Genomic DNA, 22,890 nt, shown 5'->3' with positions numbered 1-22,890 from the left:
GGATCAGGCCTCGCACGACCCCAGCATGATCCGGACGAGAGGCCCTAGCCGAGCGAGCAGACCAGCAGTCGCCCGTCACTGGTGCCGATGAGCGGCCGACCGAGCCCGGCCACGGTCAGCGCGGTTGGCAGGACGGCCACTGCCGCAACAGTGAGATGCCGACGCCAGCGCAGGGTGCCGTCACGGAGATCGAGCCCGACGATCTCGCCATCGTCGTAGGTGACGTAGACGGTCTCGGTGTCGGAGTCGAGACCGGTGGCCCTCCGGTCTGTCCGAAAAACCCAGGTCGGCTCTCCTGTCGTTGTTTTACGCCGAACGACGAACGAGCCACCGGGCTGCAATCCGCGACCGTGGTGAACCGTGCCGGCGTGGACCAGGTCACCCTCCGCAGTCTCCACGCCAGGCCCCGCGAAGTGCGTCTCACCTGCCGCCCAGGAGTACGGAAACAGCCGTCGAACTTCCGCTTCCGCCGGCTCACGCGGCTGCTCGGCAACCGGAATCGCCTCCAGACTGGCGGCGGCGAGCCAGGTTTCCCCCCGTCCAGGAATGCGCTTGCCCTCCTTGCGTACGGTCTCCCGGAAGTAGATCCGGCTGCCGTGCCGGATACGAAGCCTGCTGCGCCCACCGAGGGATCCTGCGGGCCCGAGGGCCGGCAGACCGTCGGCGCAGCGCACCAGAGACATCGGGGCGGAGGAGGCGAGGCGGTCGAGCTGTCGCCCGTCCTCGAGTGAGAGCCGGACCACGGCCTGGCGAGCTTTCTCCCACTCAGGACGCGCCAAACCGACCCAGGCCGATCGCTCATCCGCAGCGATGACGATGTCACGGCCACCGCCGTCGTCGTCCGGAACAGCCCACTGCCGCTGTCCCGAGGGGAGCCAGGACTCCAGTCGGGCACCGTCGAGCGCCGCCACGATCCTGCCGTCGGACAGTTCCTCGACCGCGCGAACGTTGCACCGCGGATCCCAGTCCGTGCTCAGACCGGAAACCGTTCGGCGGGCACTCTCCCTGCCGTCGGGCCGCGGTGCCGCCACCCGTGGTCCGGCAAGGTCGTGCCCGGTGATCGACTGGGGCGGTAGGGCCCTCCAGTCGGCCCGATGTACCACCGCCATGTGCCCCTCGCTCCACGCGTCTTTGTCCTGCCAGTCGTCAGGCGGTGCCATGAGCACGCGTAGTTTCTGTTCGTCGAGCCATTCCAGACCCAAAACCTGGCGGCCGAGCTCGTGCTCGATGAGCGACGTGGCCGCACCCGTCTCCAGGTCCAGCAGGAGCAGTTCCCCTTCGAAGAAGTAGCCACCGTCGTAACCACCCGTTCCGATAGCGAGGAGGGGAAGCCTGGGGTGAAAGGCCATCGCGTGTACGGGATAGCGCCCGTGGAGAAGGGCGCGGCAGGCCAGGTCGTCCGTGCTGTAGACACCAACCGGCGCTATACGGCGGAACCCGGGTATGCCTCCCACTGTCAGGTGCGTGCCCGCCACTGCCAGGAGGCGGCGACCCTCGTCACCGACGGCGAGAGCGGGATCACCGACCTCGGCGAAGGGACGGTCACCGAGAATTCTGTCCATGCGCAACGGGGTGGTCATGATGGTGATCATCTCAATGCGGGCGAGGTCATCACCAGCGCCCACGATCACGGGTCGCCTCTGCTCGCTGAGCCGCCGCCAACCTGGCCGCACTGAAGATGAACGAGCAGGTCGTCCTGGTGTCCTGCCTGGGCGCGCGCCTTCCGCATGAGGGTGTCTGCTGGTCGCATGACGGCCATGTCGGTCTCCTGGATCGGCTGGGCCCGGCGCGACTCGGCGCGGGGCGCATGCAGGTTCTGCGGGACCTTCGTCCAGGTGTGGCTGTCCGGCCCAGCGGGACGGCTTCGCTGCCGGCGCGTACCGCTTGGCCGGGAGCCGTTCCCACTGGCCTCGTCCGATAGGCCCATGCTCCCGTTCGTGAGCTCTGCATCTTGGGGTGGTAGCCGGCGTGCCAGGGACGTCACTTGAGCAGCGGTGGCACCGTGGGCACCTCGATCGCGTTCTCGATGTCCGCCACTGTCAGCTTGAAGCTGTCGGGGTAGGCGTCGCGCCGGGTGCGGCGGGCTGGTTCGCCGGTACGCCAGGTGTAGAGGCAGCGGCCGCACTGGAGCACGTCCCACACCCCGGGGACGGGGGACGTGGCAAGCCGGAAGATCTTCTCAAAGGCGCAACGAGGACATTCAACGGGAAGGTGGTTCATGGGAGTTGTCCTATTCGGCGAGGAAGGGGGGTGTCAGCCGCGGTCCGCAATGAGGCGCTGCAGGCGGTCGGTCCACTCGGCGGTCTCGGGCAGGTCCTTGGCCGGAGTGGAGAAGTTGCCGCGGACGTCGGGTTCGACCGGTGTCGTCGCATCGATGATCATCTTGCTGGTGATGCCTGCGGGCTCGGCGACAGGCGCGAGTTCGACCACCGAAAGGTTGGGGACGATCACGACGTCGTCCTTCGGGTTGACCTTGGCGGACATGGCCCACATGACCTGGGGCAGGTTGAAGGGGTCGACGTCCTCGTCGACGAGGATCACCTGTGCCACGTATCCGAGCCCGTGCGGCGTCGTCATGGCGCGCATGCCGACGGCCTTGGCGAAGCCGCCGTACCGCTTGGCCGTGGAGATAATCACCAGCAGGCCGTGCGTGTACATGGCGTTGACGGCCTGCACCTCGGGGAATTCGGAGCGCAGCTGCTTAAGCAGCGGTACGCACGTGTTGGGTCCGACAAGGTAGTCGCACTCGGTCCACGGCATGCCGAGGTAGAGCGACTCGAAGGCCGGGTTCGTGCGGTACGAGACGCGGTCCACGCGGATGACGGGCATGCGGCGGCCGCCCGAGTGGTGACCGGTGAATTCCCCGAAGGGGCCCTCGATCTGGCGCTTGCGGGACTCGATGACGCCCTCGATGACGACCTCGCTGCCCCAGGGCACGTCGAAGCCGGTGAGCGGCGCGGTGGCGATCGGCGCGGGTGCGCCGTGCAGGGCGCCCGCCATCTCGTACTCGCTCTGGTCGTACGCCATCGGCATCCCGGCCACGATCGCCATCACGGGATCGTTGCGCCCTTTTCCTCGGCCTTGCGCAGATGCTTGGCCACGTCGTGGATGGGCACGGGCTGGAAGGCGAGCCGGTTGGTCCCGATGACCTGGATGCGGTACGTACCGACGTTCTGCTTGCCGAAGTCGTCCGGGCCCTCTGGGTCGCGGGAGACGACGGCGGCCTTGTCGAGATAGAAGCCACCGTCGCCGTCGTTGAGGCGGAACAGGGGAAGCACCGAGAACAGGTCGACGTCCGCGCCCTCTTGCGTGTTCTCGCGCCAGGGGGCGTCCTCGCGGCGCTCGGGCGCGACGGGGAATGCGTCCCAGCGCCGCGCGAACTCCGCCACTTGCTCCTTGACCGGCGTGTGCTTCGGCAACCCGAGCGCGAGCGCGTGGTTGGCCCAGGAGCCGTGCACGTTCATCGCGATCCGGGCGTCGGTGAAGCCCTTGACGTTGTCGAAGTGGAGAGCGGGGGCGTTCCCGCCGATGCGTTCCGTCGCTTTCACACCGCCGTCGAGCGGGACCACGCGGTGACCCGGCGCGTCGAGGACCACACGGCCGCGCTCGGCTACAGCCCGCGCACTCTGACCCGTGCCACGCTCGCCGCGACGGGACGTACGGCCGAGCAGTACGTCGACGACCGCGTCCTGCTGGAGGCCAAGCGCCTGTTGCAGCACAGCGGCCTGACAGCGAAGGAGGTCACCGTGCGGCTCGGGTTCACCGATGCGAGCGACTTCACCAAGTTCTTCCGCCTGCGGACGGGCATGACACCCGGAGCGTTCCGCGAGGGCCCGGGGTCCAGGGGATGCTGAGCCGGAAACCGAAGTCAAAGCGATCATGCAGGGTCGCCGGACCGGGCCCGGTGAGCTGCTCGACGGGCGCGGGCCGTGGTGGTGGAGGTTCCGCTCGGCCGCGGTGAAGGAGCCCGCATACGTCGTGGACGTCCGGCACCCGTGTACGGGAATGCCCCGGCTGGTCGGGGGGAGACCAGCCGGGGCGGTAGGGGTGCGGGTTCGGAGGGCGGTCGCCTCTCGGCGGAGGGCTCCATGGGGCTTCAGCCGAACGATCTTCCCCATGGGCTACAGGTGAGGCCCGGGGACACTGTCCCCTCCGTACCCACGTACAGATGAACGGTCAACCACCGAAAGATGTTCCGACCCACCCCTCCCCCGGCACGTGACTCGCATCACCGTGGACACAGGGCACTGCGGTCACCCGCAGCAGCACCCGCTTGCCGAGGCACCTCTACGCGTGTGTGCGCCGGGCAGATCGGGCTGCCCGGCGCACTACCTGCATCGGATGGCGGTGCGCTCAGCCCGCCGTAAGGCGGTCGGCCGCGCACCGCCGGGGATCAGCGGCGGTGGTGGCCCCGGCCCCAGGACTCGGTGTCGACGGTGCGGCCACGACCGTCGCGCAGCGTCGCGGTGTCGGAGCGGTCGTTCCACACGTAGTTGCGGCGGTCCTGGTAGAGGTCCGTACGGGTGTCGCGGCCGATACCGGTGTGGATGCGGACGGTGGCCCGGCCGGCGAGACGGAGATTGCCGAAGCGGTAGCGGTTGCCGTCCTCGCCGCGCAGCGTCCAGCCGTTGAGGTTCACCGCGCGACGGTCGTTGTTGGTGATCGCGACCCACTCGCCGTTCAGCGACCGGTTGGTCCGGGTGTCACGGCCGGGGCTGTCGGCCCGGACGGCGCTGATCTCGACCCGCGAGTGCCGGTTGCGGTCGTTGTCGTGAGCGGAGGCCGGCAGGGCTACAGCGGAGACGACGGCGCCGGCGGCCAGGACAGTGGCCGCGATACGGCGGGCGGTGACAGAAGCAGACATAGGGTGATGCCCCCTCAAGAACAGTGCCCCACCAGCCGATATAGGCCAGGAGGACGGTGCGGGATCCCGGCCCCTCGTGGGCCGAGGACCAAACTGTGACCCGTCGGCGGGGCCGGCGGCAGGCCCACCGCGACCAGTTACCGATTACGGACATTTCCGTTACGGTCGCCTGTAGCGGGCACCCATGGTGGGCGGGCGTGGTCCCGACCTCCCCTGACCGCTACACCCACCCTTCAATGATCAACAGCAAGCCCTTGCATGCTCCGGCGCACAACCCCCCACACCACCCGGCGCACAACCCCCGCAACGGGCACGATCTTGGTAACGGGTGCCCTGCACGTTTCTTCGCACACTCGGACCCGCATCGCACAACAGAACGGGAAACAAGGGTTCCTGTCGCGACGAGGGAAACACGGCAGGAACCTTCACCGGACCAAGTGCCCCGACCCCCGCCAGCAACACACAACGTGGCTTTGTCCACGGGTAGCGGTTCGGGCTCAGCTTCTGTGGTGGCGGCACTTGAGGTGAGCCGGCCTCGGACAGCATCGCCCCCTCGGCGACTTGGTTCCGCGTCTGCGGGAAGCGGATGTTCCTCCGGTCGTGACGGCGACTTCGACAAGACCGAGCAGTTTGTCGTGCGGGAGGCGTTCTTCACCCTCGGCCTGCCTCCGCACGGGTTCGGTCTCTGAACCGTTCGCCGTCTGCGTCAGGCCCGAGGTCGTGGACTGCGGTCCCGGCTCAGGCATCAGAGATTCACCGTGAAACCGCCGTAGGATTCGTGGTTCAGCACAGGGTGGCCAAGGGGGCGGAACGTGAGCAGTGCCGAGAACATGAGAGCTCGGGGGGAACAGGCCCAGTCCGCACCCGGCAGAAACCGTCCGGCGAAGGTGAGCCTGTTCTTCGCCGCCTGCGGGTACGCCTCACTCGGAAACTTCTTCACGGGCATCGCCTGGCTGAACCCCGGCATCTTCGTCTCGATGGCCGTGCTGTCCGCCCTGACGGCCATCGTCTCCGGGCACGTCGGCCGCCACCGCGGCCGCCGGCTCGGTGACGACGGGCGTGGAATGGCTTTGGCCGGAATCCTGCTCGGCTGGCTGCTGCTGTTCATCTGCGCCCTGATCGGCCTCGCCTTCATCGGGTTCATCGCTGGTCTGACTTTCCTGGCGGACAACCTCTGAACAGCGGTTCTTTACAGTGGCGTTGCCGCGCGGACAAGCGCGCTCACCGTAACCGCCGAGCCGGCGGACAACGCCGCCGACTCTGCACCCAGCTGCTCCGACTGAGGACCACACCGGAAAGCCCATGTCCACATCCGTGGCCCCGCCGCACGGCGGGGCCACGGTTCGCCCACACCCTGGGCTGCTTCCAACCTGGTGCGTCGATACCGCAGTTGCTCCAAACAGATCGACGAAGCCCCTGGCGAGTGGACTTCGGCCGGGAGAACCGTCTGGGCATTACCGGCCCGCGGCGCCGAGCGGCTTTCCGACAGAGGGGTCCATGAGGCCGGTGCGCCGAGCCCGCCACCACGGTACAAGCTGGACCACGCCGAACGTCACCTCGACGACGAAGAACAGCCACAGCCAGCGCGGGGCACCGTGGGCCAGGGCGTACACCTGCCACGCGGCGAACAGCGTGCGGGCGACGCCGTCGAACAGCCCGTGCACCGGCAGCGGTTTGACGATCCGGAGGAGCGCCCAGACGACCACCACCGAGCCCATCAGATTCGCGTAAAGGATCTCTATCGGGTCGAGGGCGGGCAGGGCGCCCAGCCCGAGCGCGTCACCGAGCTTCGACAGCGCCTCGTGCACCAGCGCGTAGGTCCAGGGCGTGGCGAATCCGGCTGTGACCACGAGGTCGTACCAGGCACTCGTGCGTACGGCGCGGAGATAGGCGGGGCGGGAAGGGGCGAAAGGACGGATCACGGCGAGGCTCCTGCTGTCTCCTGCTTGGACGCCATGACGGTAAACAGTGGAGTACTGTCCAAGGTCAAGTCCGCAGTTCAGGGGGAGAGCCGTGCGTATCGGGGAACTGGCCGCGCAAGCGGGACTGACCAGGGACGCCATCCGCTTCTACGAGAAGACCGGCCTCGTCACCGGGCGGCGGCTGGCCAACGGTTATCGCGACTTCCCGCCGGAGTCGGTGCCCTGGCTGCAGTACGTCCGCACGGCACAGACGCTCGGCTTCTCGCTGGCCGAGATCGCCCGGACCGGCAAGGAACTGCGTGACGCGCCCGACACCGCTGAGGCGTTGTCCGCGCTGTTCGAGGAGAAGATCAAGGTCATCGATGCGCGCATGGCGGAGCTTGCCGCCCTGCGGGCCGACCTCGACGCACGCGTGGGCACCGGATGCCCGCTGCGGGCGGCCGGCTGAGCCGGTGAGTATCGCCGAGCAGGCCACGACCGTTCTCAAGGCGATGGTTCCAGCTGGTGACACCATAGGCGAGTTGGTCAGCTGTACACCCTCGCAGCCACGGCACCGGTCCTGACCATCGACGAGGGCGACATGCCCCTGGACGCAACCGAAGCCTGAACTGGCCCCTCAGATCGGCATGGCCGCCCTGTCGAATCGGGACCAACGCCGACCGGAAGCCGGAGCCACTTCAAGCCCGAACACGCGCACCAGAAATCTCGAACTGGGGCCGGCGAGGACCGGAGGAGTGGGGCCACGTCAGACCATTGACGTCGGCACGGATATGCGCCGAGGCCACCGCCTGCGGTCGGTGACCTCGGGGAGTGGTTGTGGAGGGAGTGCGGCAACCGGCTTACTGGCCGACGGCATCGAGCTCGGCGATGGCGTCGGCAGGAAGTACCAGCTCGGCGGCGGCGACGTTCTCGCGCAGGTGGGCGACGGACGAGGTGCCGGGGATCAGCACCATGGACGGCGACCGCTGCAGGTGCCAGGCGAGAGCCAACTGCTGCCGGGAGGCGGGGAGGCGGTGCGCGATTCCAGCCCTGCGATATCCGGTTGAACGGGGGCCGGCGGAACGGCACACTTGCGCGGTGTTCATTGAGCTGGCCCCTGCCGACCTGAGCTGGGACGAGGTGGATCCCGCCCGTCATTCCTTCGACAGCTCTACGGCGGCGCAGGTGGTGCGGTCGCTGGGGCCGGCCCGGTGTGTGCCTCGCCGTCCCGACGTCCCACTCGGCGACCCGGCGATGAGCGCCTGGAGCTGGGACCAGGGCAAGGTCTGGGCCGATGCCATGTCGCATGCTCTGGCCCGCCGCTACGGCCGGTGGGTCACGGGCTGGCGCTGGGCGCACGACGAGGGAGACTTCGACGGCGGGCCGGTCGGCAGCTGGTGCTGTCCCCGCGACTCGATCACCACCTCGGAGGAGACACTCGACCGTGTCGTCGCGGCACTCTGTGAGTGGCGCGCCTGGTTGGAGAGTCTCGCCGACTGGTTCGAGAGGTACCCGCTGGAACTGCGGCCGGTCGAGGACCAGCGGATCCTGTGGGAGCGGGCCGCCCGCAACCTGATCCTCCAGGTTGTCGACCGCACCGGCTGCGGCAGTGGCTGGCACGGCCACTGCCGGCAGGTGCTCACCTGGTTCCTCAGCCGCTGGGGAGTCCGCCCCGATGTCGCGGAGGCTTTGGTCGACAAGGCGATCGGCGGGCGATTTGAGAGCTGGATCGGCCCGGACGTGGTGGTGGTCGACGGCGTCGCCGAGCGCCTCGCGCGGTCGTTGCGGTCGGACGCCACCTCACGGGCCTCCGAGCCGGCACCTGACCACCTGCAGAGCTGGCTCTCGGCGCGCGAGATCGTGCCATGGCATGAAGCCCCGGATGGTGGCGAAGGGCCGGTCGCCCCGTCACGCGACGGGGCGGTCGAGGATATCCGGGCCTTCGACGGCGCCTTGGACCCTGTCCGGGCCGAAGGTCTGCTCTCGGCCCTGCAGTTGCTGCGCGCAGATGCGGCACGCGGCGCCACCCTGGACTTCGACCTGATCCGCCACTGGCAGCAGCACGTCCTGGGTACGCCTCAGCCACCTTCCTTCCGAGACGTGCCTGCTTTCGCCAAAGGAGGCAAGGAGCGCTACGGCATCGCCCCGGACGCCCGCGCTCGCTTGGACGCCTGCCTGACCCAGGCCACACAGGATGACGCTCGACCGCTTCCTCTGACCGCACGCGCCGCACGCGCCTACCTCGACATCTGCTTCTTCCACCCCTTCGACAACGGCAACGCCCGATCGGCCTTCCTCGCCCTGGTCTTCGTCCTCGCCCGCGAGGGCGTCGCACTCGATGGGGTCAGCCTGCTCCGCCGCGTCACCTTCCAGGCCGGCGATCCCCAGGACGCGCTCAGCCTCGCGCGCTACATCCACATCCACTTGGCGGAGACCCGACGTCGTGCCGCCTCACTTGACTCCTAGCCGCTTGCCGGCGTCTCAGCAGCTCAGTTGGCGAGCTCTGCCACTCAAGTACTCAGTCACAATTCGTCGTTGTGTCTGAGCGCTGTGGCCGACTCGACCGGCCGGAAGCGTGCTCGGTTGCATGCGACGTCCCGATGTCGGGCCCCAGTCGCCGCGTGCGGCGCTCGGCCCCTCCTGCGGGCCGCCTGTACCGCTCGCTCGGACCACCTCGAACGGTAACGGGCCGAGTAGCGTGCTGACTTGCGGGACAGGGCGACGTCAATCCAGTCCGACGGCCGGTCGCGTGTCGTCCACGCCGAGGAGCTCGATCAGCAGGCACATCACCAGCCCGTCGATCGGGTGCTGTCTGCACGCGAACAGCCCCGCGCGTTGTGCAGGCTCTACGACTACTGGCCGTCCGTCCGAACAGGCCGACTCACGGGTGGACCGGGAATGCCGACTGGAAGGCCAGGCGACGGCCGGCGTCCGCGCCGAGGCGCGCGAGCAGGTCGTCGAGCGCGAGGAACTCCTCCCAGGGCTCCCGCCCCGTCGCCCCGGCCAGTGCCCGGACGAGCCTGTCCTCAAGGTCGGGGACACGCTTGTCCTTCCACACTTTGTCGGCTGTGCTGACGAGGAGGTCCTCGATCGTCACGACGGGGTCGTCCCAACTCGCGTGGGTGGCGGCGAACCGAGCCAGGGCCGGCGCGAAGCCGTGGTCCAGAAGCAGGTCACGGCCGGCGGCCTCGTGTGCTGAGCCGGGACCGGCAAGCTCCTCGGGGTGCAGGGTCTTACCTACGTCATGGGTCGCGGCGCCGAAGAGGACGGCGTCACGGTCGACGGCAAGATCCGGGTAGCGGTCCTGTACCCAATCGGACAGCACGACCGCAACGTCGTGGACCGCTCGCAGGTGCGCCGCCAGACGGGGCGGGACCACCAGAGAACGCAGGAGTTCCGTCACCACGGGGGGCAACGGTCGTAGAGGCGGCTCGCCCGGGGCGTCCAGCGCACGGAGCAAGAGGTCCGAAGGCGTCGCGGTCATCCCGCAGACACTACTGGTGTCGGTCGGCCCCGGGTAGGCAGTACTGATGTCGGAGGGCCGAATCGGGAGCCCCGGACTCGCCGGGTCCGGGGCTCCGGCGTTCGTTCTCAGCTACCGACGAGCCTGCGGAACGCCATACCTCTGGCTGCTTCTGCCGCGGGACCGGTCGGCATCGCTCCTGCCGCATCGCCATCGCTGATGCAGGTCAACATTCCGGCGGCTGTCCCGACGAACATGGCAGCCAGCAGAACCAACGCTGTGCGAGAGGTCAGGAGGGGCCGGGAGCATCTCCCGGATGGGCCTGTGGTGCGGGGTGAGAACACGGCATAGGCCCCCCGCTGTCGGTGAGAGGCACCGCTCTGCCCTGCACTCGCCGTGGTGGGTGCTGGCGCGCCCTGCGCGCAGTGCGGTTGCTCTCGCTGCCGAAAGGCTTGGCGTGCTAAGGGTGTTCCCGCCGCGGTGCCGAAGGGAGCGAGGCCCGGCAGCCGGTCGGGACGCCGACGGGGCGGCGTCACTGACGTGGTGTCGGTGGACGCCGCCCCGGGTGGGATCAGTTGCGCAAGGTGGCCCGCGCTGTCATGGCGACTACTTCGGGTCATGCTTGAACGAGGCAGTCGACCAGCGGTATCCGAGCGCTGCGAGCACCAGGCACCTTGGCCACCGCCAGCCACCCGTTGTGGCCGATCTCGGTGCCGAGGAGCAGGCCGCGCAGGGTCTCGACCTTGTCGCCGTAGGACTTGCGCAGCCCGTTCGCTGCGATGGCCAAGCTGGTCATGAGTGGTGCTCCTTCTGGAAGCTGCGGGTCAGGCTGCGGTCACAGGCTGCGGGCGGTGATGTCGCCCTGGGAGGTGGTCGCGTGGATGGCGAGCTCGGCGGTGCCGTCGTTCTTGAGGTCGTTGCTGACGCGGCCGTAGGAGGTGCCGGCGTCCAGGGAGGCCGACACCCCGGCAGCGGCGGCGACGGAGATGTCGCCGGACTGGGTACTGAGCACGACCTTGCCGTGCACGGCCTCGGCGATCCGGATGTCACCCCGGGCGGTACTGATCTCCGCAGGACCGCCCAGCCGGCCGACCTCGACATCACCGTCGACCGCACTGAGACGGACACCCGCGGCCTCGTCGATCTTGATCTGGTGGTACGCGCCGTCGAAGACGATGTCACCGAGCCGGCCGACGGCCCGGAACTCGGTACCGGCCGCCTTCGCCTCGATGCGGGACCCGGCAGGCAGCTGAACAGTCACCTCGACAGCCCCCGACGGACCCAGGTACTGGTTCTTCACCGGGACCTCGACCCGCAGGACTCCGTCCACGTACTCGGTCGTGGTCTGCTCCGCCGCCTTCACATCCCGGCTCTTCGAAGCATTCACGGGCCGGACCTCGACCACCGTGTCGGCCCGGTCGGCGGCAATGACCTGGATCCGCCCCGCAGGGATGACCAGGACGGCGGAGATCGGGGCGAGAGTGTCGAACTTCTACATGGTGCTCTCCTTTGTCAGCAGCGCACCTTGTCGGCCCGCTGTTTTCCGATGACAGAAAAGCTACGTTGCGTTCATGAAGACGGCAATGTAGTTGTTGCGCACGAATGGCTTAACTGCAGGTGAGAAGGATATATTGTTGCAATGCTCCTGACGCCTAACGCAACAGCCTCTCCCCGTTCGTTGCAATGCATAGAGGGTGAACGCTATGCTCAAGGACGTCAGGATCACCACAGGCCATGAAGGAGACCTCGATGCCAGGAGGCAGGCTCACCCAGAAGGACCGCCAGCAGATCGCGCTGGGGCTGGCCGACGGGCTCGCCTACGCGGAGATCGCCAGAGGTCTCGAACGGCCGACATCGACGATCACGCGTGAGGTGATGCGCAACGGCGGCCCCACCGGCTACCGCGCGGACCTGGCCCACCGAGCCACGGAACGGCGAGCCCACCGGCGCAAGCCTGGCTCGTCCCGAGGGGTGGAGCCGGCCCCCCAGCCACACGGACGCGACGCCGAGGCCGTGCGTGAGTACGAGGAGCTGTTCACCACCGTCATGATGCAATCGGGCCTGTCCCAGATGATGTCGCGGGTGATGGTCTGCCTCCTCACCACCGATTCCGGCAGCCTGACGGCGTCCGAACTCGTCCAGCGCCTTCAGGTCAGCCCGGCGTCCATCTCGAAGTCGATCGCCTTCCTGGAGAGCCAGTCGCTCGTCCGCAGGGAACGCGATGAAGGCCGTCGCGACCGCTATGTCGTCGACGAAGACCTCTGGTACCAGTCGACGGTCGCCAGTGCCCGGGCCCTCATCCAGCAGGTCGAGATCTCACGCCAGGGCGTCGCTGTCCTCGGCCCCGGCACTCCGGCCGCCGTCCGCCTGGAGAACGTCGCCCGCTTCCTCGACTTCGTCGCCGAGAGCCTCACCCGCGCCGCGGAACAGGCCCGCGAGATCCTCTACACGAGAGCCGAAACAGCTTCACCCAGCACGGCCACGCCGAGCTCAGATGGCGAATAGACACCTCGGCTGCCACCGCCGGGACATCGGCGACCGCGGGGGATCCAAAGAAGCGGCCCAGCCCTCGAACCGAGTGAGGCCACCGAGTCCGACACCCACGTTCCGCGTCGGCTCGGCCCCGAGGACCCGCGCGCCGTCACACTGATCGTCCTGTCGACCGGGCTCGGTGAGCCGGACCGGTCGCGCTCTCAGAGCAGCGACTCGGTGACCGCGGCCAGGCGCCGCCGGTACTCCCGGTCGTATGCCTCAGCTGCCGCCCGCCCCTCCTGCTCGCCGTCGAAGTAGCGCCCGGTGACGCCCGCCAGCTCGGGCAGGTCGACCAGGCGCCGGGTGGCGGCAACTCCTTGCTCGAGCGAGTCGACGATGTCCAGACCGGTTTGCCGGGACATGTTCGTCGGCATGAACGTTGCGGGGTGGAGGCTGTTGACGGTGACGCCGGTGCCTGAGAGTTCTTCGGCGAGGTCCAGGCTGTGGCAGATCAGCGCCAGCTTGGAGCGGCAGTAGGCGGCGACGTCCGAGTACTCCCGGGTGAGTTGCGGGTCGTCGAGGTCGACCGGCTGCTGGCCCATGGAGGCGATATTGACGATGCGGGAAGGTGTCGCGCGGTGGAGCAGCGGGAGGAGTTCCCGGGTGAGTGCCACGGGCGCCAGGTAGTTGACCGCCAGGCGGAGTTCGTACCCGTCCGCGGAGGTCTGCCGCTCGGTTCCCTCGGCGTGGAAGCCGATGCCTGCGTTGTTGACGAGGACGTCCAGCCGGTCGTGCGTGGCTGCGACGTCGGCGGCGAATCGCCGGACTTCGGCGAGCGAGGCGAGGTCGGCCTCGTAGGACTCGCCGCCGGTGGCCGCGGCAACGTCGGAGAGCCGGGTCTTGTCGCGGCCGTGCAGCAGTAGCGTGTGCCGGCCGTCGGTGGCCAGGCTCTCCGCGAGGGCCCGGCCGAGCCCGTCGGAGGCGCCGGTGATGAGGATCGTTGCCATGCTGTTCACCTTTCGGGTGCGGAATGCACGAGGTACTGGGGGGAGATGACGGGACCGCTCGCTCAGGGGGTGCGGGCCGGTTCGGCCCCGTGCCTGCTCCCGGTGGACCGCCCGCGGCCTCGTCCGGCACCCCTGCGGGCCGGGGTCATGCCGAAGCGCGCGAGGACCGCGATCAGTGCGAGCGCGGCACCGGCCAGGGCGAAGCACAACGTGAAGCGGGACTCGGCGGGGGGACGGCCCGGGTCCCCTGCTGCAACGAGCGTGGCGACGAGGGCACTGGCCATCGCGCTGCCCACCGAACGGGCGACGGAATTGACGCCGTTGGCGACTCCCGTGTGCTCGGGTGGCACGACGGCGAGCAGGACGGCCGGCAGCGTGGCGAAGCCGAAGGCGATGGCGATTCCGACGAGCAGTCCGGAGCCGATGACCGCGGCACTGCTGCCGTGCGAGACGGCAAGCAGCGCGAAACCCGCAGCGCCCGCCAGGGCTCCCAGCGCGAGGGTCCGCCGTGGTCCGGTCCGGCGCCCCAGGACGCCGGCGAGCCGGGCGGTCGCCATCGAGGCCAGCGAGGACGGCAGGAGGTACTCGAGCGAGGCCCTGAGGACGGAGGCCCCGAAGCCGTAGCCCGCCGCGGGCGGGATCTGCACCAGTGCCGAGACCAGGATGAACTGAGAGAACATCGCGAAGCCCAGCAGCAGTCCCGCCAGGTTGGCGAGGAGCACCGGCCGGTGGACGAGTATGCGCACATCGACCAGCGGATCCGGGGCGGCCCGTTCCACCCTCACCCAGAACATCGCAGCCACCACGCTCGCCGCGAGGCATCCCGATGTCCAGCCGGACGCCCAGCCCCACACGGTGGCCCGCGACAGCGGGAGCAGCAGCAGGACGAGCGCCACTGTGAGGCCCGCGGCGCCTCGCCAGTCCGTGTGCCCGCCGCACGCCGGTCGGGACGGGGGGACCAGCACGGCGACCGCCGGCAGGCTCAGCGCGGACACCGCGGCCGCCAGCCAGAACACCCGGTGGTAGTCGGGTGCGTCCCCACCGGTGAGGAGACCGGCACCCGGCCAGGGCCAGGCCGGTGCCGAACGCGAGGGTTCCGCTGATCGTCCCCATGGCCGCGGGGAGTCGCTCGGCGGGCAGTTCGGCGCGCAGCACCGCCTGGGCGAGCGGAAAGACCGCGGTGGCAGCGCCCTGCAGGACCCGTCCGGCGATCAGCAGGGGCAGGCTCTCGGCGAGGGCGGCGAGTACGGAGCCAGCGAGGGTGAGAGCCAGCACGGCGAGCAGGACCGGCCGCGCGCCGTACCGGTGGCCCGCCCGGCTGAGCAGCGGGGTGCAGACGGCGGCGGAGAGCAACGTTGCCGTGGTGAGCCAGCTGACGTCGGCGGCCGATGCGTGCAGGTCCCGTTGGACGATGCCGAGGACCGGCACCATCAGGGTCTGCATCATCGAGACGACCATGGCTCCCAGCCCCAGCGCGAGGACGAGCCCTCGGCTGCCGCGCGGACGGCCGGGGTACGGGATGCCCACCGGTGGATCCTCTGCGTCGGACGGGACAGGAGATACAGGCCGGGGTGGGTGTGACCGCCGGCACGGCGTCGTCATCACGTGGGTGCTTCCGTGTGCGGGGTGGGTGTGCCTTGCCGGCGGTTCAGCCGATGGTGTTCAGGAGCGCAGCGGCGAGCGATGCGGAGGAGGCGGGGTTCTGCCCGGTGTGCAGGGTGCGGTCGACGACCACGTGCGGCGCCCAGGGCTCGGCAGCGGAGTACTCGGCGCCCAGGGCCATGAGCTGTTCCTGCAGCAGCCAGGGCAGCCCGTCGGCCAGCCCGGTCTGCTTCTCCTCCGCCTCGCTGAAGCCGGTGAGCCGGTATCCGGCGAACGGCCACGTGCCGTCCGGCTCCTGAGTGGCGAGCAGGGCGGCCACGCCGTGGCACACCACGGCCAGCGGCCTGCCCTGGTCCAGCACGGTGCGCAGCAGCCGGGCGGAGTCGGCGTCCTGCGACAGATCCTGCATCGGGCCGTGTCCGCCGACGTAGAAGACGGCGGCATAACGGGTCGGGTCGACGTCGGCCAGGGTCAGCGGGCGGCGGAGTTCCGCGGCGGCGTCGAGGGCGGCGGCGGTCGCGGCGGCACCCGCCGGGCCGCCGTTGACCTCAGGCCGGAGGCTGACGGGGTCGACGGTGGGCGTGACGCCGCCCGGGGTGGCGACGGACACTCGGTGACCGGCCTCGGTGAAGGCCCGGTAGGGGGCCGTGAACTCCTCGGCCCAGTAGCCCGTGGGGTGCTCGGTGCCGTCGGCCAGCGTCAGGTGGTCGGCGCCGGTCAGCACCATGAGGATCTCTGCCATGTCGTACGTGCTCCCTGGTCGTCCCGGGTTTGCCGGGAGGGATGGCGGGGCCACCGGTGAAACCGGCGGCGGAACGCTCACGACATTAGGTCGCACATCCATCGTTGAACCAATAGGGTGACCGACATGTCTCATCAGAAGACCGATGGCTCTGACGTCGGACCCGATGTCCCCCCAGCAGGTCCGGCCTCCGGCGGCCCGCTGGACCTCGGGCTGCTGCGGACCTTTCTGGCCGTCCATCGCGCGCGCTCGTTGACCACCGCCGCCCGGGTGCTCGGTATCTCCCAGCCCACCGTGACCGCACAGGTGCGGGCCCTGGAGCAGCAGCTCGGCCGCCAGCTCTTCGAGCGGCTGCCCCGGGGCGTGGCCCCGACCACGGTCGCCGACGAACTGGCCGGCGAGGTCGCCGGGCCGCTGGACGCTCTTGCCGCCGTCGCCGACCGAGGGCGGCCCGGAGTGGAGGCGCCTCCCGAGCCGGTGCATCTGGGCGGCCCCGCCGAGATGATCTCCGTAAGGGCGCTGCCCGCCCTTGCACCGCTGACGGAGCAGGGCGTCCTGCTGCGCTTCACCATGGGACTCGCCGAAGATCTGCTCGAAGGCCTGCACGCCGGGCGCTTCGACCTGGTTCTGTCGGCCGTGCGGCCGCGGGGCCGCTCCCTGATCTCGGTCCCGCTCATGGACGAGGAGTTCGTCCTGGTGGCGGCGCCGGCCTGGGCGCGACGGATCGGGCCGCTCGCCTGTGACGACCCGAGCCCTCTCCTCGGCGTCCCGCTGGTCGCGTACGCCGAGGACCTGCCGATCCTGCGCAGGTACTGGCGCCACGTCTTCCGCACCCGCCTGTCCGCCCGGCCCGCTGTCGTCGTCCCCGACCTGCGCGGCGTGCTGGCCGCCGTCGCGGCAGGGGCTGGAGTCACCGTCCTGCCCCGCTACCTGTGCGAGGACGCCCTCACCTCCGGCGCGCTGGTGCCCCTGGTGACCCCCGAGGACCCGCCCATCAACACCGGCTTCCTGGTGGAACGGACGGGTGCCCTCCCCCGCGCTCCGGTCTCCGCCGTACGAGAACGCCTCCTCCGCGCCGCTCGCTCCTGGTAACGCGTCGCCGCCCGCTGCACACCCGCGCAGTTACCCCACCGCAAACCACTTCCTCCACCGGCCCGGCCCGGTGGGCGCAGCCGGAAGGGAGACCTCAAAGCGCCTCCCCCAGCGCGTCGTTCAGAGCCTCGGCCACTCCCTCGCGGCACGACTTGGAGGCGGGCAGGGGATGCCGGCAGGAGCATGGTCGGCCGACGCCGGGGAGCCCGGCTGCTGGACCTCCTCGGGCTCCCGGACGACGCAGCGAGGTGCGATGCCACGCGGCGCGGGCCAGGCACGATCCGGACAACCCACCCAGGCCGCGTCCGATGGCCCGCGGACGGTCGGACGCAAGCCATCCGGGCGGGGCACCGGGCCCCTACGGCATGGCGCCCAGGACCATGGCGCTCCGCAGCGCATGCTGATCCCTCCCCCTGCAGGAGAGGCCTGTGAGTGATCCCAGCCCCCGAGTGACCCCAAAACCGGCATCCGTCGCAGCCGGCGATGGCATTCCCGCTCCCGGGGTCATCGGCATCGGACTCGCCGCGGTGCTCACGTTCGCGCTCGCCCAGGGCTCGTGGCAGTGGTTCGCCACGTTCATCGGGGTGACGCTCCTTGCGGTGATGCTCGCTTTCCAACGTCGGGCCGAGTGGACGCCGGACATCCGCTCGGCGTACATGCGCGGCCTGGTCGCGTACGCGCTGGTCGTCGGCCTGTGCGTGGCGATCGCACTCGCCCCCCTTCTGCAGCGCCAGGCCTGGCTGTTCCCCATGCCGGGCACGCGCAGCGAGTGCCCGCTGCTGGGCAGGTACCAGGCCCTCCAGGCGAAGGCCGCACTGGGGAACCTGGCCGGCAGTGACAGCGCGGCCCTCGCGTTCGCGCAGGAGGTCCAGGCCCGTAACGCCGTTGCCGAGTGCCTGGCAGCCACAACGACCCTGTGGCTGCCCCTGTACGGCGTGGGAGTGGCCGCACTCGTAGGAGCAGGCGCATGGTTCCGCGACCGGGCCCGGGCCACCCGGTCGGGCCCCGCCGGCTAGCAGCCGAGCCGAGGGCGGGCGGACAGCCCGGTGGGCAAGGCGCTCAGGCGGGAAGGATGCATGCGTCCCATACCCGGTTCAGGTACGCGTCGGCCGTTGTTCCAGGTCAGCGGATTGGCAAGTCTCGGGGAGCGCGGCGGGCAGGCCTGTGACGTCGCCGGCAGGCTACGCGCCGACGCGCGGTCGGCGCCTTCGCCGGACAGTGGTGGCCGATCCTGACCAGGACCCGTGCGGTGATGCCATCGATCTTCGCGTCCCGTCCTCGTCACAAGGACGCGATCCGGTAGGACGCCCGGCGTGACGTTCAGTCAACTCACTTACAGGAACTGATATTTCATTGGCTCTCATCTGCCGACGACGCGCCCGTTCCCGCCCGTGTCGCGTCCGTACCCCAGCTGGCCAGCAGTCGTAGCGCCTCCGCCGACGGTGACCCCGGTTCGGCGTGGTAGGTCACCAGCGACTGTTCGCGGTCGTCGGCCAGGTGGAACGACTCGAGACGGAGATCGAACTCGCCGACGAGCGGGTGCCGCAGATGTTTGATGCCGTGGCACTTCTCCTTGACGTCATGGGTGGCCCACAGTTGCCTGAACTCCTCGCTCTTCACGGAGAGTTCCCCCACCAGCGCGGACAGTCGCGAATCGTCCGGATGGCGGCCCGCGTCCATACGTAGCTGGCAGACTATGTCGATCGCCTTCTGCTCCCAGTCCACGAACAGGTCGCGGTACTCGGGCCGCAGGAAGACCAGCCGCGCCCAGTTCCGCTCCTGCGCCGGCATCTCCGCCCAGTCGCCGAAGATTGCCGCGGCCATGCGGTTCCAGGCGAGGATGTCCGAGCGCCGCCCCACGACGTACGCCGGGACGCCGTCCATGGCGTCCAGCAGCGTTCGTAGGGTGCCCCGCACCTGCTGGCTGCGGCCGGCCGCCTTCTTCTTCTGCTTCGGCTTCGCCAGGTGCGTGAGATGGGCATGCTCCGCGTCGGTCAGCTGGAGCGCGCGGGCGATGGAGTCGAGGACCTCCGCCGACACATTGCGCCCGTTGCCCTGCTCCAGGCGCGTGTAGTACGCCACGGACACCCCGGCCAGCTGCGCCAGCTCCTCACGCCGCAGCCCCGGCACCCGGCGGTGCCGCCCGAAGTCCCGCATTCCCACGTCCTCGGGCTTCAGCCGGGCCCGCCGGGTGCGCAGGAACTCGCTGAGCTCGGCACGCGGGTCCAGGTCGCCGGCGGCGGGCTCGTGCACGGGTTCGGGGTATTCGTCCATGACTCAAGTATTCACGGTCGGACGCACACCAACCTGACCCCGCCAGTAGTAGGACCAGTGGACATACGCAAAGCCGTGGCCTGGGTGAATGCCGGATCGTCCGGAACGCTGGAGACCGTGCCCGGCCGGAAAGCAGCTGGGCACGACACAACCGCTAGGAGAACCCTCGGCATGACCACTGTTGCTGCGTACGCCGCCCCCGCCGCCAAGGCTCCGTTGGAGCGCACCACCATCGAGCGCCGCGCGGTACGCGAGTTCGATGTACTGATCGACATCAAGTTCGCCGGTATCTGCCACTCGGACATCCACCAGGCCCGCGAGGGCTGGGGCGAGGCGATCTTCCCGATGGTCCCCGGCCACGAGATCGCGGGCGTCGTCTCCGAGGTCGGTCCCGGCGTGACGAAGTTCGCCGTCGGCGACCGCGTGGGCGTCGGCTGCATGGTCGACTCCTGCCGTGAGTGCGACAACTGCAAGGCGGGCCTGGAGCAGCACTGCACGGGCTCGGTCGGTACGTACAATGCCATCGGCAAGGACGGCGAGCCCACCTACGGCGGCTACTCCACGCACGTCGTCGTCGACGAGAACTTCGTCGTCCGCATCCCCGACGGCCTGTCCCTGGACGTCGCCGCACCGCTGCTGTGCGCGGGCATCACCACGTACTCCCCGCTCAAGCAGTGGGGCGCTGGTCCCGGCAAGAAGGTCGCCGTGATCGGCCTGGGCGGCCTCGGCCACACCGCCGTCAAGATCGCGCATGCTCTCGGCGCCGAGGTCACCGTCCTGTCACAGTCCCTGCGCAAGAAGGACGACGGCCTGAAGCTGGGCGCCGACCACTACTACGCGACCAGCGACCCGAAGACGTTCGAGGAACTCGCCGGCTCCCTCGACCTCATCGTCTCCACCGTGTCGGCGCCGCTGGAGTTCGGCGCCTACCTCAGCCTGCTCCGGACGGGCGGCGCGCTGGTGAACGTGGGCGCCCCGGAGGAGCCCGTCACCCTCCCCCTGTTCTCCCTCATCGGTGGCAACAAGATCCTCGCCGGTTCGGCGATCGGCGGCATCGCCGAGACCCAGGAGATGCTGGACTTCTGCGCCGAGCACGGGATCGGCGCGGAGATCGAGCGGATCGCCGCCTCCGAGATCAACGAGGCGTACGAGCGGGTACTCGCCAGCGATGTGCGGTACCGGTTCGTGATCGACGCGGCAACCATCTGAGACCGGCCGTGCGAGCGAGGGCCCCGGCGGACGATCCGCCGGGGCCCTCAGCCTGTCGCCGTACGCCGGCCCAGCAGCTCGCGGCCGTCATCAGGTACGGCGCTCAGCGACTGCGCCGCCATCGCAAGGGCGGGAGCTCGGCGCGCAGGCTCAGCTCGGGATCGAGCGGATCGCGCGCAATGGGGATCCCGGAGAAGCGCTCGGCAACCGCCAGATCGCCCCGCCCCGTGTCCACACTCGCGATCCGGATTTGACGTAGCCACATGATCGGCCGGACAGGCCCTGGGACACGCCCGCGCGCAGCCGACGCCCGCGACGCCCACCGGTGGGCGCACTCATCACCCTCACCGACGGCGAGTTCGACACGCTCAGCAGCCCCGTCTGACCGACGCTGGATACCGACGTCGGACACCGAACCACTCTCGAAGGACAGCTCATGAAGATCGGCATCATCGGAGCAGGCAATATCGGCGGCAATCTCACCCGTCGTCTCACCGCCCTCGGGCACGACGTGTCCGTGGCCAACTCCCGCGGCCCCGAGACCTTGGCCGCCCTGGCCGAGGAGACCGGTGCCACCCCGGTAACTGCCGCCGAAGCCGCCCGCGGCGCGGAAATCGTCGTGGTGACCATCCCGCTCAGGAGGGTCCCCGGCCTGCCCTCCGGCCTCTTCGACGGCGCGGCCGAGGGGTTCGCCGTCATCGACACCGGCAACTACTACCCCAAGGAGCGCGACGGACGGATCGCCGCGATCGAGGACGAGGGCCTGACCGAGAGCCGCTGGACCGAGCGGAACCTGGGCCATCCGGTCGTCAAGGCGTTCAACGGCACCCTCGCCCAGGACATCCTCGACATGCCGCGGCCGGCCGGGCACCCCGAGCGGCTCGCGCTCCCCGTCGCCTCGGACGACGAGACCGCCAAGGCGACGGTTCGCGCCCTGATCGATGAACTCGGCTTCGACACCGTCGACGCCGGCGGCATCGACGGCTCCTGGCGCCAGCAGCCCGGCAGCCCGGTCTACGGGCTCCGCGCCGACGTCGACGGCGTGACGAAGGCTCTCGCCGATGCCTCACCCGAGCGCAAGTCGGACTTCCGGGCCTGAGGACTGACCGGTGATCCCTGGCGGGCGCACGACGACATCTACGGCAAACCGGTTCTGCCGTTACTGGTCACGGCGTCCAGGGATGGCGTGCTGGATTCTGCGGCGTCGCAGGTAGCGGCGGTCCATTTCGGGACGTGTAGGCGTGGGATGTCTTGTCGGCCAACAGGCGGTCGGGAGGGGGACCAGGCCGGGCACCTCCGGCACGGGCAGCGGAAGCCTGTTCCGGCACGTGCTTCAGGGTGGTCCGCGGCCGGGTGGTGCGGGAGTGTCGGCGCAGTCCGGCGGCAGGTTGCTCCGGGAGGGGAACCACGGCCCTGGGCGCGCTCGTGTCCTGATACGGGTGGAAGGGAAACCGAGCGTGCTTCGGGGGGAATCATGCAGATCATCGAGGTGACCGGGTATGCCGTCCGATCTGCTGTGATCACCATGAGGCGGACAGGTACGCCACTTGAATTCGTGATCTTCCCGATGCTGCATGTTGCTTCGCCTACGTTCTACTCCCAGGTCCGCATCAGGCTCAGGGAATGCGACCTCATAGTCATGGAGGGAATCCGAGGGAAGTCAGCCGGAGTGAGCGCCCTGACGCTTGCTTACCGGTTCGCCCCACGCCGACGGCGCAACGGCCTGCAGGAGCAGCGCGAAGAGTTGCTGCTTCCCGAAGCCGTGCAGGTCATCAACCCGGATGTGACCGCGGCGGAGGCGATCGCCGACCTGAAGACACTCCCGCGGTGGATGTACGTGCTGCTCATGATCTCGGCTCCCGTGATGGGCCTGGTGTTCGCGCTGCGCGGTCCGCGCGCCTTCCTCGACGAAGACCTGGTGGTCGAGGATCTGCCCTCCACGCTGCGGGCGGAGATGCTTGCCGACGATCCTGTGGAGCACGCGATGACGGATCGACGCGACCAGCGGTTGCTCGACGCGCTCGGCGAGATCCACGCGGAGCGCGGCGCCGAGCCGATCCGGGTGGCCATCGTCTACGGAGCCGGCCACGTCCCGGCGATCGTGTCGGGGCTGAGGAATCGTCACGGGTACCGGCCACGTGAAGCGGAATGGCTGACCGTCCTCATCCCGGTGTAGACCGCCGGGCAACACCGCGTGGCAGAGCCTCTACGTCCGCCTGGTGGAGGTGGTACGGAAGGTAAGGGCCCGACCGCCCGCGCGGCGG

Annotated in this window: 20 protein-coding genes and 4 pseudogenes; 10 read left to right on the top strand and 14 right to left on the bottom strand. The window is 69.6% G+C overall.

Annotated elements, in window-relative coordinates:
• Positions 1 to 44: 44 nt before the first annotated feature.
• The 3 genes and pseudogenes from OG963_RS42000 to OG963_RS41990 form a co-directional block, all read right to left on the bottom strand.
• Positions 45 to 1,580: a hypothetical protein gene (locus OG963_RS42000; RefSeq protein ID WP_371800155.1), complete on the bottom strand. Its 1,536-nt coding sequence runs from the start codon at positions 1,578 to 1,580 to the stop codon at positions 45 to 47.
• A 400-nt stretch (positions 1,581 to 1,980) separates the two neighbouring features.
• Complete coding sequence (locus OG963_RS41995; RefSeq protein ID WP_319740498.1) at positions 1,981 to 2,220, bottom strand: non-oxidative hydroxyarylic acid decarboxylases subunit D; 240 nt, start codon at positions 2,218 to 2,220, stop codon at positions 1,981 to 1,983.
• Between the two features lie 33 nt (positions 2,221 to 2,253).
• Positions 2,254 to 3,542, bottom strand: a pseudogene (locus OG963_RS41990) (non-oxidative hydroxyarylic acid decarboxylases subunit C); the annotation flags it as partial.
• A gap of 30 nt (positions 3,543 to 3,572) precedes the next feature.
• Between OG963_RS41990 and OG963_RS41985 the strand changes: the two are divergent.
• Positions 3,573 to 3,854, top strand: coding sequence for a helix-turn-helix domain-containing protein (locus OG963_RS41985; protein ID WP_371800154.1), 282 nt, complete (start codon positions 3,573 to 3,575; stop codon positions 3,852 to 3,854).
• Positions 3,855 to 4,393: 539 nt separating this feature from the next.
• Here OG963_RS41985 and OG963_RS41980 read toward each other — a convergent pair.
• On the bottom strand, positions 4,394 to 4,864 hold the full coding sequence (locus OG963_RS41980) for a lamin tail domain-containing protein (protein WP_371800153.1): 471 nt from the start codon (positions 4,862 to 4,864) through the stop codon (positions 4,394 to 4,396).
• Positions 4,865 to 5,676: 812 nt separating this feature from the next.
• Between OG963_RS41980 and OG963_RS41975 the strand changes: the two genes are divergently transcribed.
• A complete protein-coding gene (locus OG963_RS41975; RefSeq protein ID WP_371800152.1) occupies positions 5,677 to 6,042 on the top strand; it encodes a DUF4190 domain-containing protein in 366 nt (121 codons plus the stop codon).
• Positions 6,043 to 6,318: 276 nt separating this feature from the next.
• Here OG963_RS41975 and OG963_RS41970 read toward each other — a convergent pair whose 3' ends face one another.
• Positions 6,319 to 6,786 carry a hypothetical protein gene (locus tag OG963_RS41970; RefSeq protein WP_371800151.1) on the bottom strand — a complete coding sequence of 156 codons (468 nt, stop codon included), beginning with the start codon at positions 6,784 to 6,786 and terminating at the stop codon, positions 6,319 to 6,321.
• 91 nt (positions 6,787 to 6,877) lie between these two features.
• Between OG963_RS41970 and OG963_RS41965 the strand changes: the two genes are divergently transcribed.
• Positions 6,878 to 7,234 (top strand): MerR family transcriptional regulator, encoded by a 357-nt coding sequence (locus OG963_RS41965; protein ID WP_371800150.1) that lies wholly within the window; start codon positions 6,878 to 6,880, stop codon positions 7,232 to 7,234.
• Between the two features lie 391 nt (positions 7,235 to 7,625).
• Here the strand turns inward: OG963_RS41965 and OG963_RS41960 are convergent.
• Positions 7,626 to 7,808: pseudogene (locus tag OG963_RS41960) on the bottom strand (aldo/keto reductase); the annotation flags it as partial.
• Positions 7,809 to 7,863: 55 nt separating this feature from the next.
• Between OG963_RS41960 and OG963_RS41955 the strand changes: the two are divergent.
• Positions 7,864 to 9,231 carry a Fic family protein gene (locus OG963_RS41955; protein ID WP_371800149.1) on the top strand — a complete coding sequence of 456 codons (1,368 nt, stop codon included), beginning with the start codon at positions 7,864 to 7,866 and terminating at the stop codon, positions 9,229 to 9,231.
• A gap of 415 nt (positions 9,232 to 9,646) precedes the next feature.
• On the opposite strand, the gene OG963_RS41950 is transcribed toward OG963_RS41955, so the two are convergent.
• The 3 genes and pseudogenes from OG963_RS41950 to OG963_RS41940 all read right to left on the bottom strand — a co-directional run bounded on the left by OG963_RS41950 (position 9,647) and on the right by OG963_RS41940 (position 11,699).
• Positions 9,647 to 10,249: an HD domain-containing protein gene (locus tag OG963_RS41950; protein ID WP_371800148.1), complete on the bottom strand. Its 603-nt coding sequence runs from the start codon at positions 10,247 to 10,249 to the stop codon at positions 9,647 to 9,649.
• Between the two features lie 585 nt (positions 10,250 to 10,834).
• A pseudogene (locus OG963_RS41945) lies at positions 10,835 to 10,970 on the bottom strand (ABC transporter permease); the annotation flags it as partial.
• A gap of 93 nt (positions 10,971 to 11,063) precedes the next feature.
• Entirely contained in the window at positions 11,064 to 11,699 is a 636-nt protein-coding gene (locus tag OG963_RS41940) for a DUF4097 family beta strand repeat-containing protein (protein WP_371800361.1), read from the bottom strand.
• Positions 11,700 to 11,977: 278 nt separating this feature from the next.
• On the opposite strand from OG963_RS41940, the gene OG963_RS41935 reads away from it, so the two are divergent.
• Entirely contained in the window at positions 11,978 to 12,733 is a 756-nt protein-coding gene (locus tag OG963_RS41935) for a helix-turn-helix domain-containing protein (RefSeq protein WP_319741140.1), read from the top strand.
• Between the two features lie 188 nt (positions 12,734 to 12,921).
• Here OG963_RS41935 and OG963_RS41930 read toward each other — a convergent pair whose 3' ends face one another.
• The 4 genes and pseudogenes from OG963_RS41930 to OG963_RS41915 form a co-directional block, all read right to left on the bottom strand.
• Positions 12,922 to 13,707, bottom strand: coding sequence for an SDR family NAD(P)-dependent oxidoreductase (locus OG963_RS41930; protein ID WP_319741137.1), 786 nt, complete (start codon positions 13,705 to 13,707; stop codon positions 12,922 to 12,924).
• A 62-nt stretch (positions 13,708 to 13,769) separates the two neighbouring features.
• The gene (locus tag OG963_RS41925) at positions 13,770 to 14,723 is read right to left on the bottom strand and encodes an MFS transporter (RefSeq protein WP_371800147.1); all 954 of its coding nucleotides are present in this window, start codon (positions 14,721 to 14,723) and stop codon (positions 13,770 to 13,772) included.
• Between the two features lie 112 nt (positions 14,724 to 14,835).
• Positions 14,836 to 15,138, bottom strand: a pseudogene (locus tag OG963_RS41920) (MFS transporter); the annotation flags it as partial.
• A gap of 217 nt (positions 15,139 to 15,355) precedes the next feature.
• Positions 15,356 to 16,051: a type 1 glutamine amidotransferase domain-containing protein gene (locus tag OG963_RS41915; RefSeq protein WP_319741135.1), complete on the bottom strand. Its 696-nt coding sequence runs from the start codon at positions 16,049 to 16,051 to the stop codon at positions 15,356 to 15,358.
• Positions 16,052 to 16,177: 126 nt separating this feature from the next.
• Between OG963_RS41915 and OG963_RS41910 the strand changes: the two genes are divergently transcribed.
• Both OG963_RS41910 and OG963_RS41905 read left to right on the top strand, forming a co-directional pair.
• Entirely contained in the window at positions 16,178 to 17,143 is a 966-nt protein-coding gene (locus OG963_RS41910) for a LysR family transcriptional regulator (RefSeq protein ID WP_371800146.1), read from the top strand.
• Between the two features lie 449 nt (positions 17,144 to 17,592).
• On the top strand, positions 17,593 to 18,159 hold the full coding sequence (locus OG963_RS41905) for a hypothetical protein (protein ID WP_371800145.1): 567 nt from the start codon (positions 17,593 to 17,595) through the stop codon (positions 18,157 to 18,159).
• A 334-nt stretch (positions 18,160 to 18,493) separates the two neighbouring features.
• On the opposite strand, the gene OG963_RS41900 is transcribed toward OG963_RS41905, so the two are convergent.
• The gene (locus tag OG963_RS41900) at positions 18,494 to 19,417 is read right to left on the bottom strand and encodes a helix-turn-helix domain-containing protein (RefSeq protein WP_030934133.1); all 924 of its coding nucleotides are present in this window, start codon (positions 19,415 to 19,417) and stop codon (positions 18,494 to 18,496) included.
• 171 nt (positions 19,418 to 19,588) lie between these two features.
• Here OG963_RS41900 and OG963_RS41895 point away from each other — a divergent pair, with 171 nt between their 5' ends.
• From OG963_RS41895 to OG963_RS41885, 3 genes are all read left to right on the top strand, one after another.
• Positions 19,589 to 20,626: an NAD(P)-dependent alcohol dehydrogenase gene (locus OG963_RS41895; protein ID WP_319741132.1), complete on the top strand. Its 1,038-nt coding sequence runs from the start codon at positions 19,589 to 19,591 to the stop codon at positions 20,624 to 20,626.
• 436 nt (positions 20,627 to 21,062) lie between these two features.
• A complete protein-coding gene (locus OG963_RS41890; protein WP_371800144.1) occupies positions 21,063 to 21,725 on the top strand; it encodes an NADPH-dependent F420 reductase in 663 nt (220 codons plus the stop codon).
• Positions 21,726 to 22,295: 570 nt separating this feature from the next.
• Entirely contained in the window at positions 22,296 to 22,802 is a 507-nt protein-coding gene (locus OG963_RS41885) for a hypothetical protein (RefSeq protein ID WP_371800143.1), read from the top strand.
• Positions 22,803 to 22,890: the final 88 nt, after the last annotated feature.

Origin of the sequence: Streptomyces sp. NBC_01707 (assembly GCF_041438805.1) — a bacterium.
In the GTDB taxonomy this organism is placed as follows: Bacteria; Actinomycetota; Actinomycetes; order Streptomycetales; family Streptomycetaceae; genus Streptomyces.
This window is presented reverse-complemented; position numbering and strand designations above follow the sequence as displayed.

Bases quoted from the DNA above. Each gene is read 5' to 3' on its own strand.
- OG963_RS42000 (WP_371800155.1), bottom strand. From the start codon at position 1,580: ATGACCACCCCGTTGCGCATGGACAGAATTCTCGGTGACCGTCCCTTC.
- OG963_RS41995 (WP_319740498.1), bottom strand. From the start codon at position 2,220: ATGAACCACCTTCCCGTTGAATGTCCTCGTTGCGCCTTTGAGAAGATC.
- OG963_RS41980 (WP_371800153.1), bottom strand. From the start codon at position 4,864: ATGTCTGCTTCTGTCACCGCCCGCCGTATCGCGGCCACTGTCCTGGCC.
- OG963_RS41950 (WP_371800148.1), bottom strand. From the start codon at position 10,249: ATGACCGCGACGCCTTCGGACCTCTTGCTCCGTGCGCTGGACGCCCCG.
- OG963_RS41935 (WP_319741140.1), top strand. From the start codon at position 11,978: ATGCCAGGAGGCAGGCTCACCCAGAAGGACCGCCAGCAGATCGCGCTG.
- OG963_RS41930 (WP_319741137.1), bottom strand. From the start codon at position 13,707: ATGGCAACGATCCTCATCACCGGCGCCTCCGACGGGCTCGGCCGGGCC.
- OG963_RS41915 (WP_319741135.1), bottom strand. From the start codon at position 16,051: ATGGCAGAGATCCTCATGGTGCTGACCGGCGCCGACCACCTGACGCTG.
- OG963_RS41910 (WP_371800146.1), top strand. From the start codon at position 16,178: ATGTCTCATCAGAAGACCGATGGCTCTGACGTCGGACCCGATGTCCCC.
- OG963_RS41900 (WP_030934133.1), bottom strand. From the start codon at position 19,417: ATGGACGAATACCCCGAACCCGTGCACGAGCCCGCCGCCGGCGACCTG.
- OG963_RS41895 (WP_319741132.1), top strand. From the start codon at position 19,589: ATGACCACTGTTGCTGCGTACGCCGCCCCCGCCGCCAAGGCTCCGTTG.
- OG963_RS41890 (WP_371800144.1), top strand. From the start codon at position 21,063: ATGAAGATCGGCATCATCGGAGCAGGCAATATCGGCGGCAATCTCACC.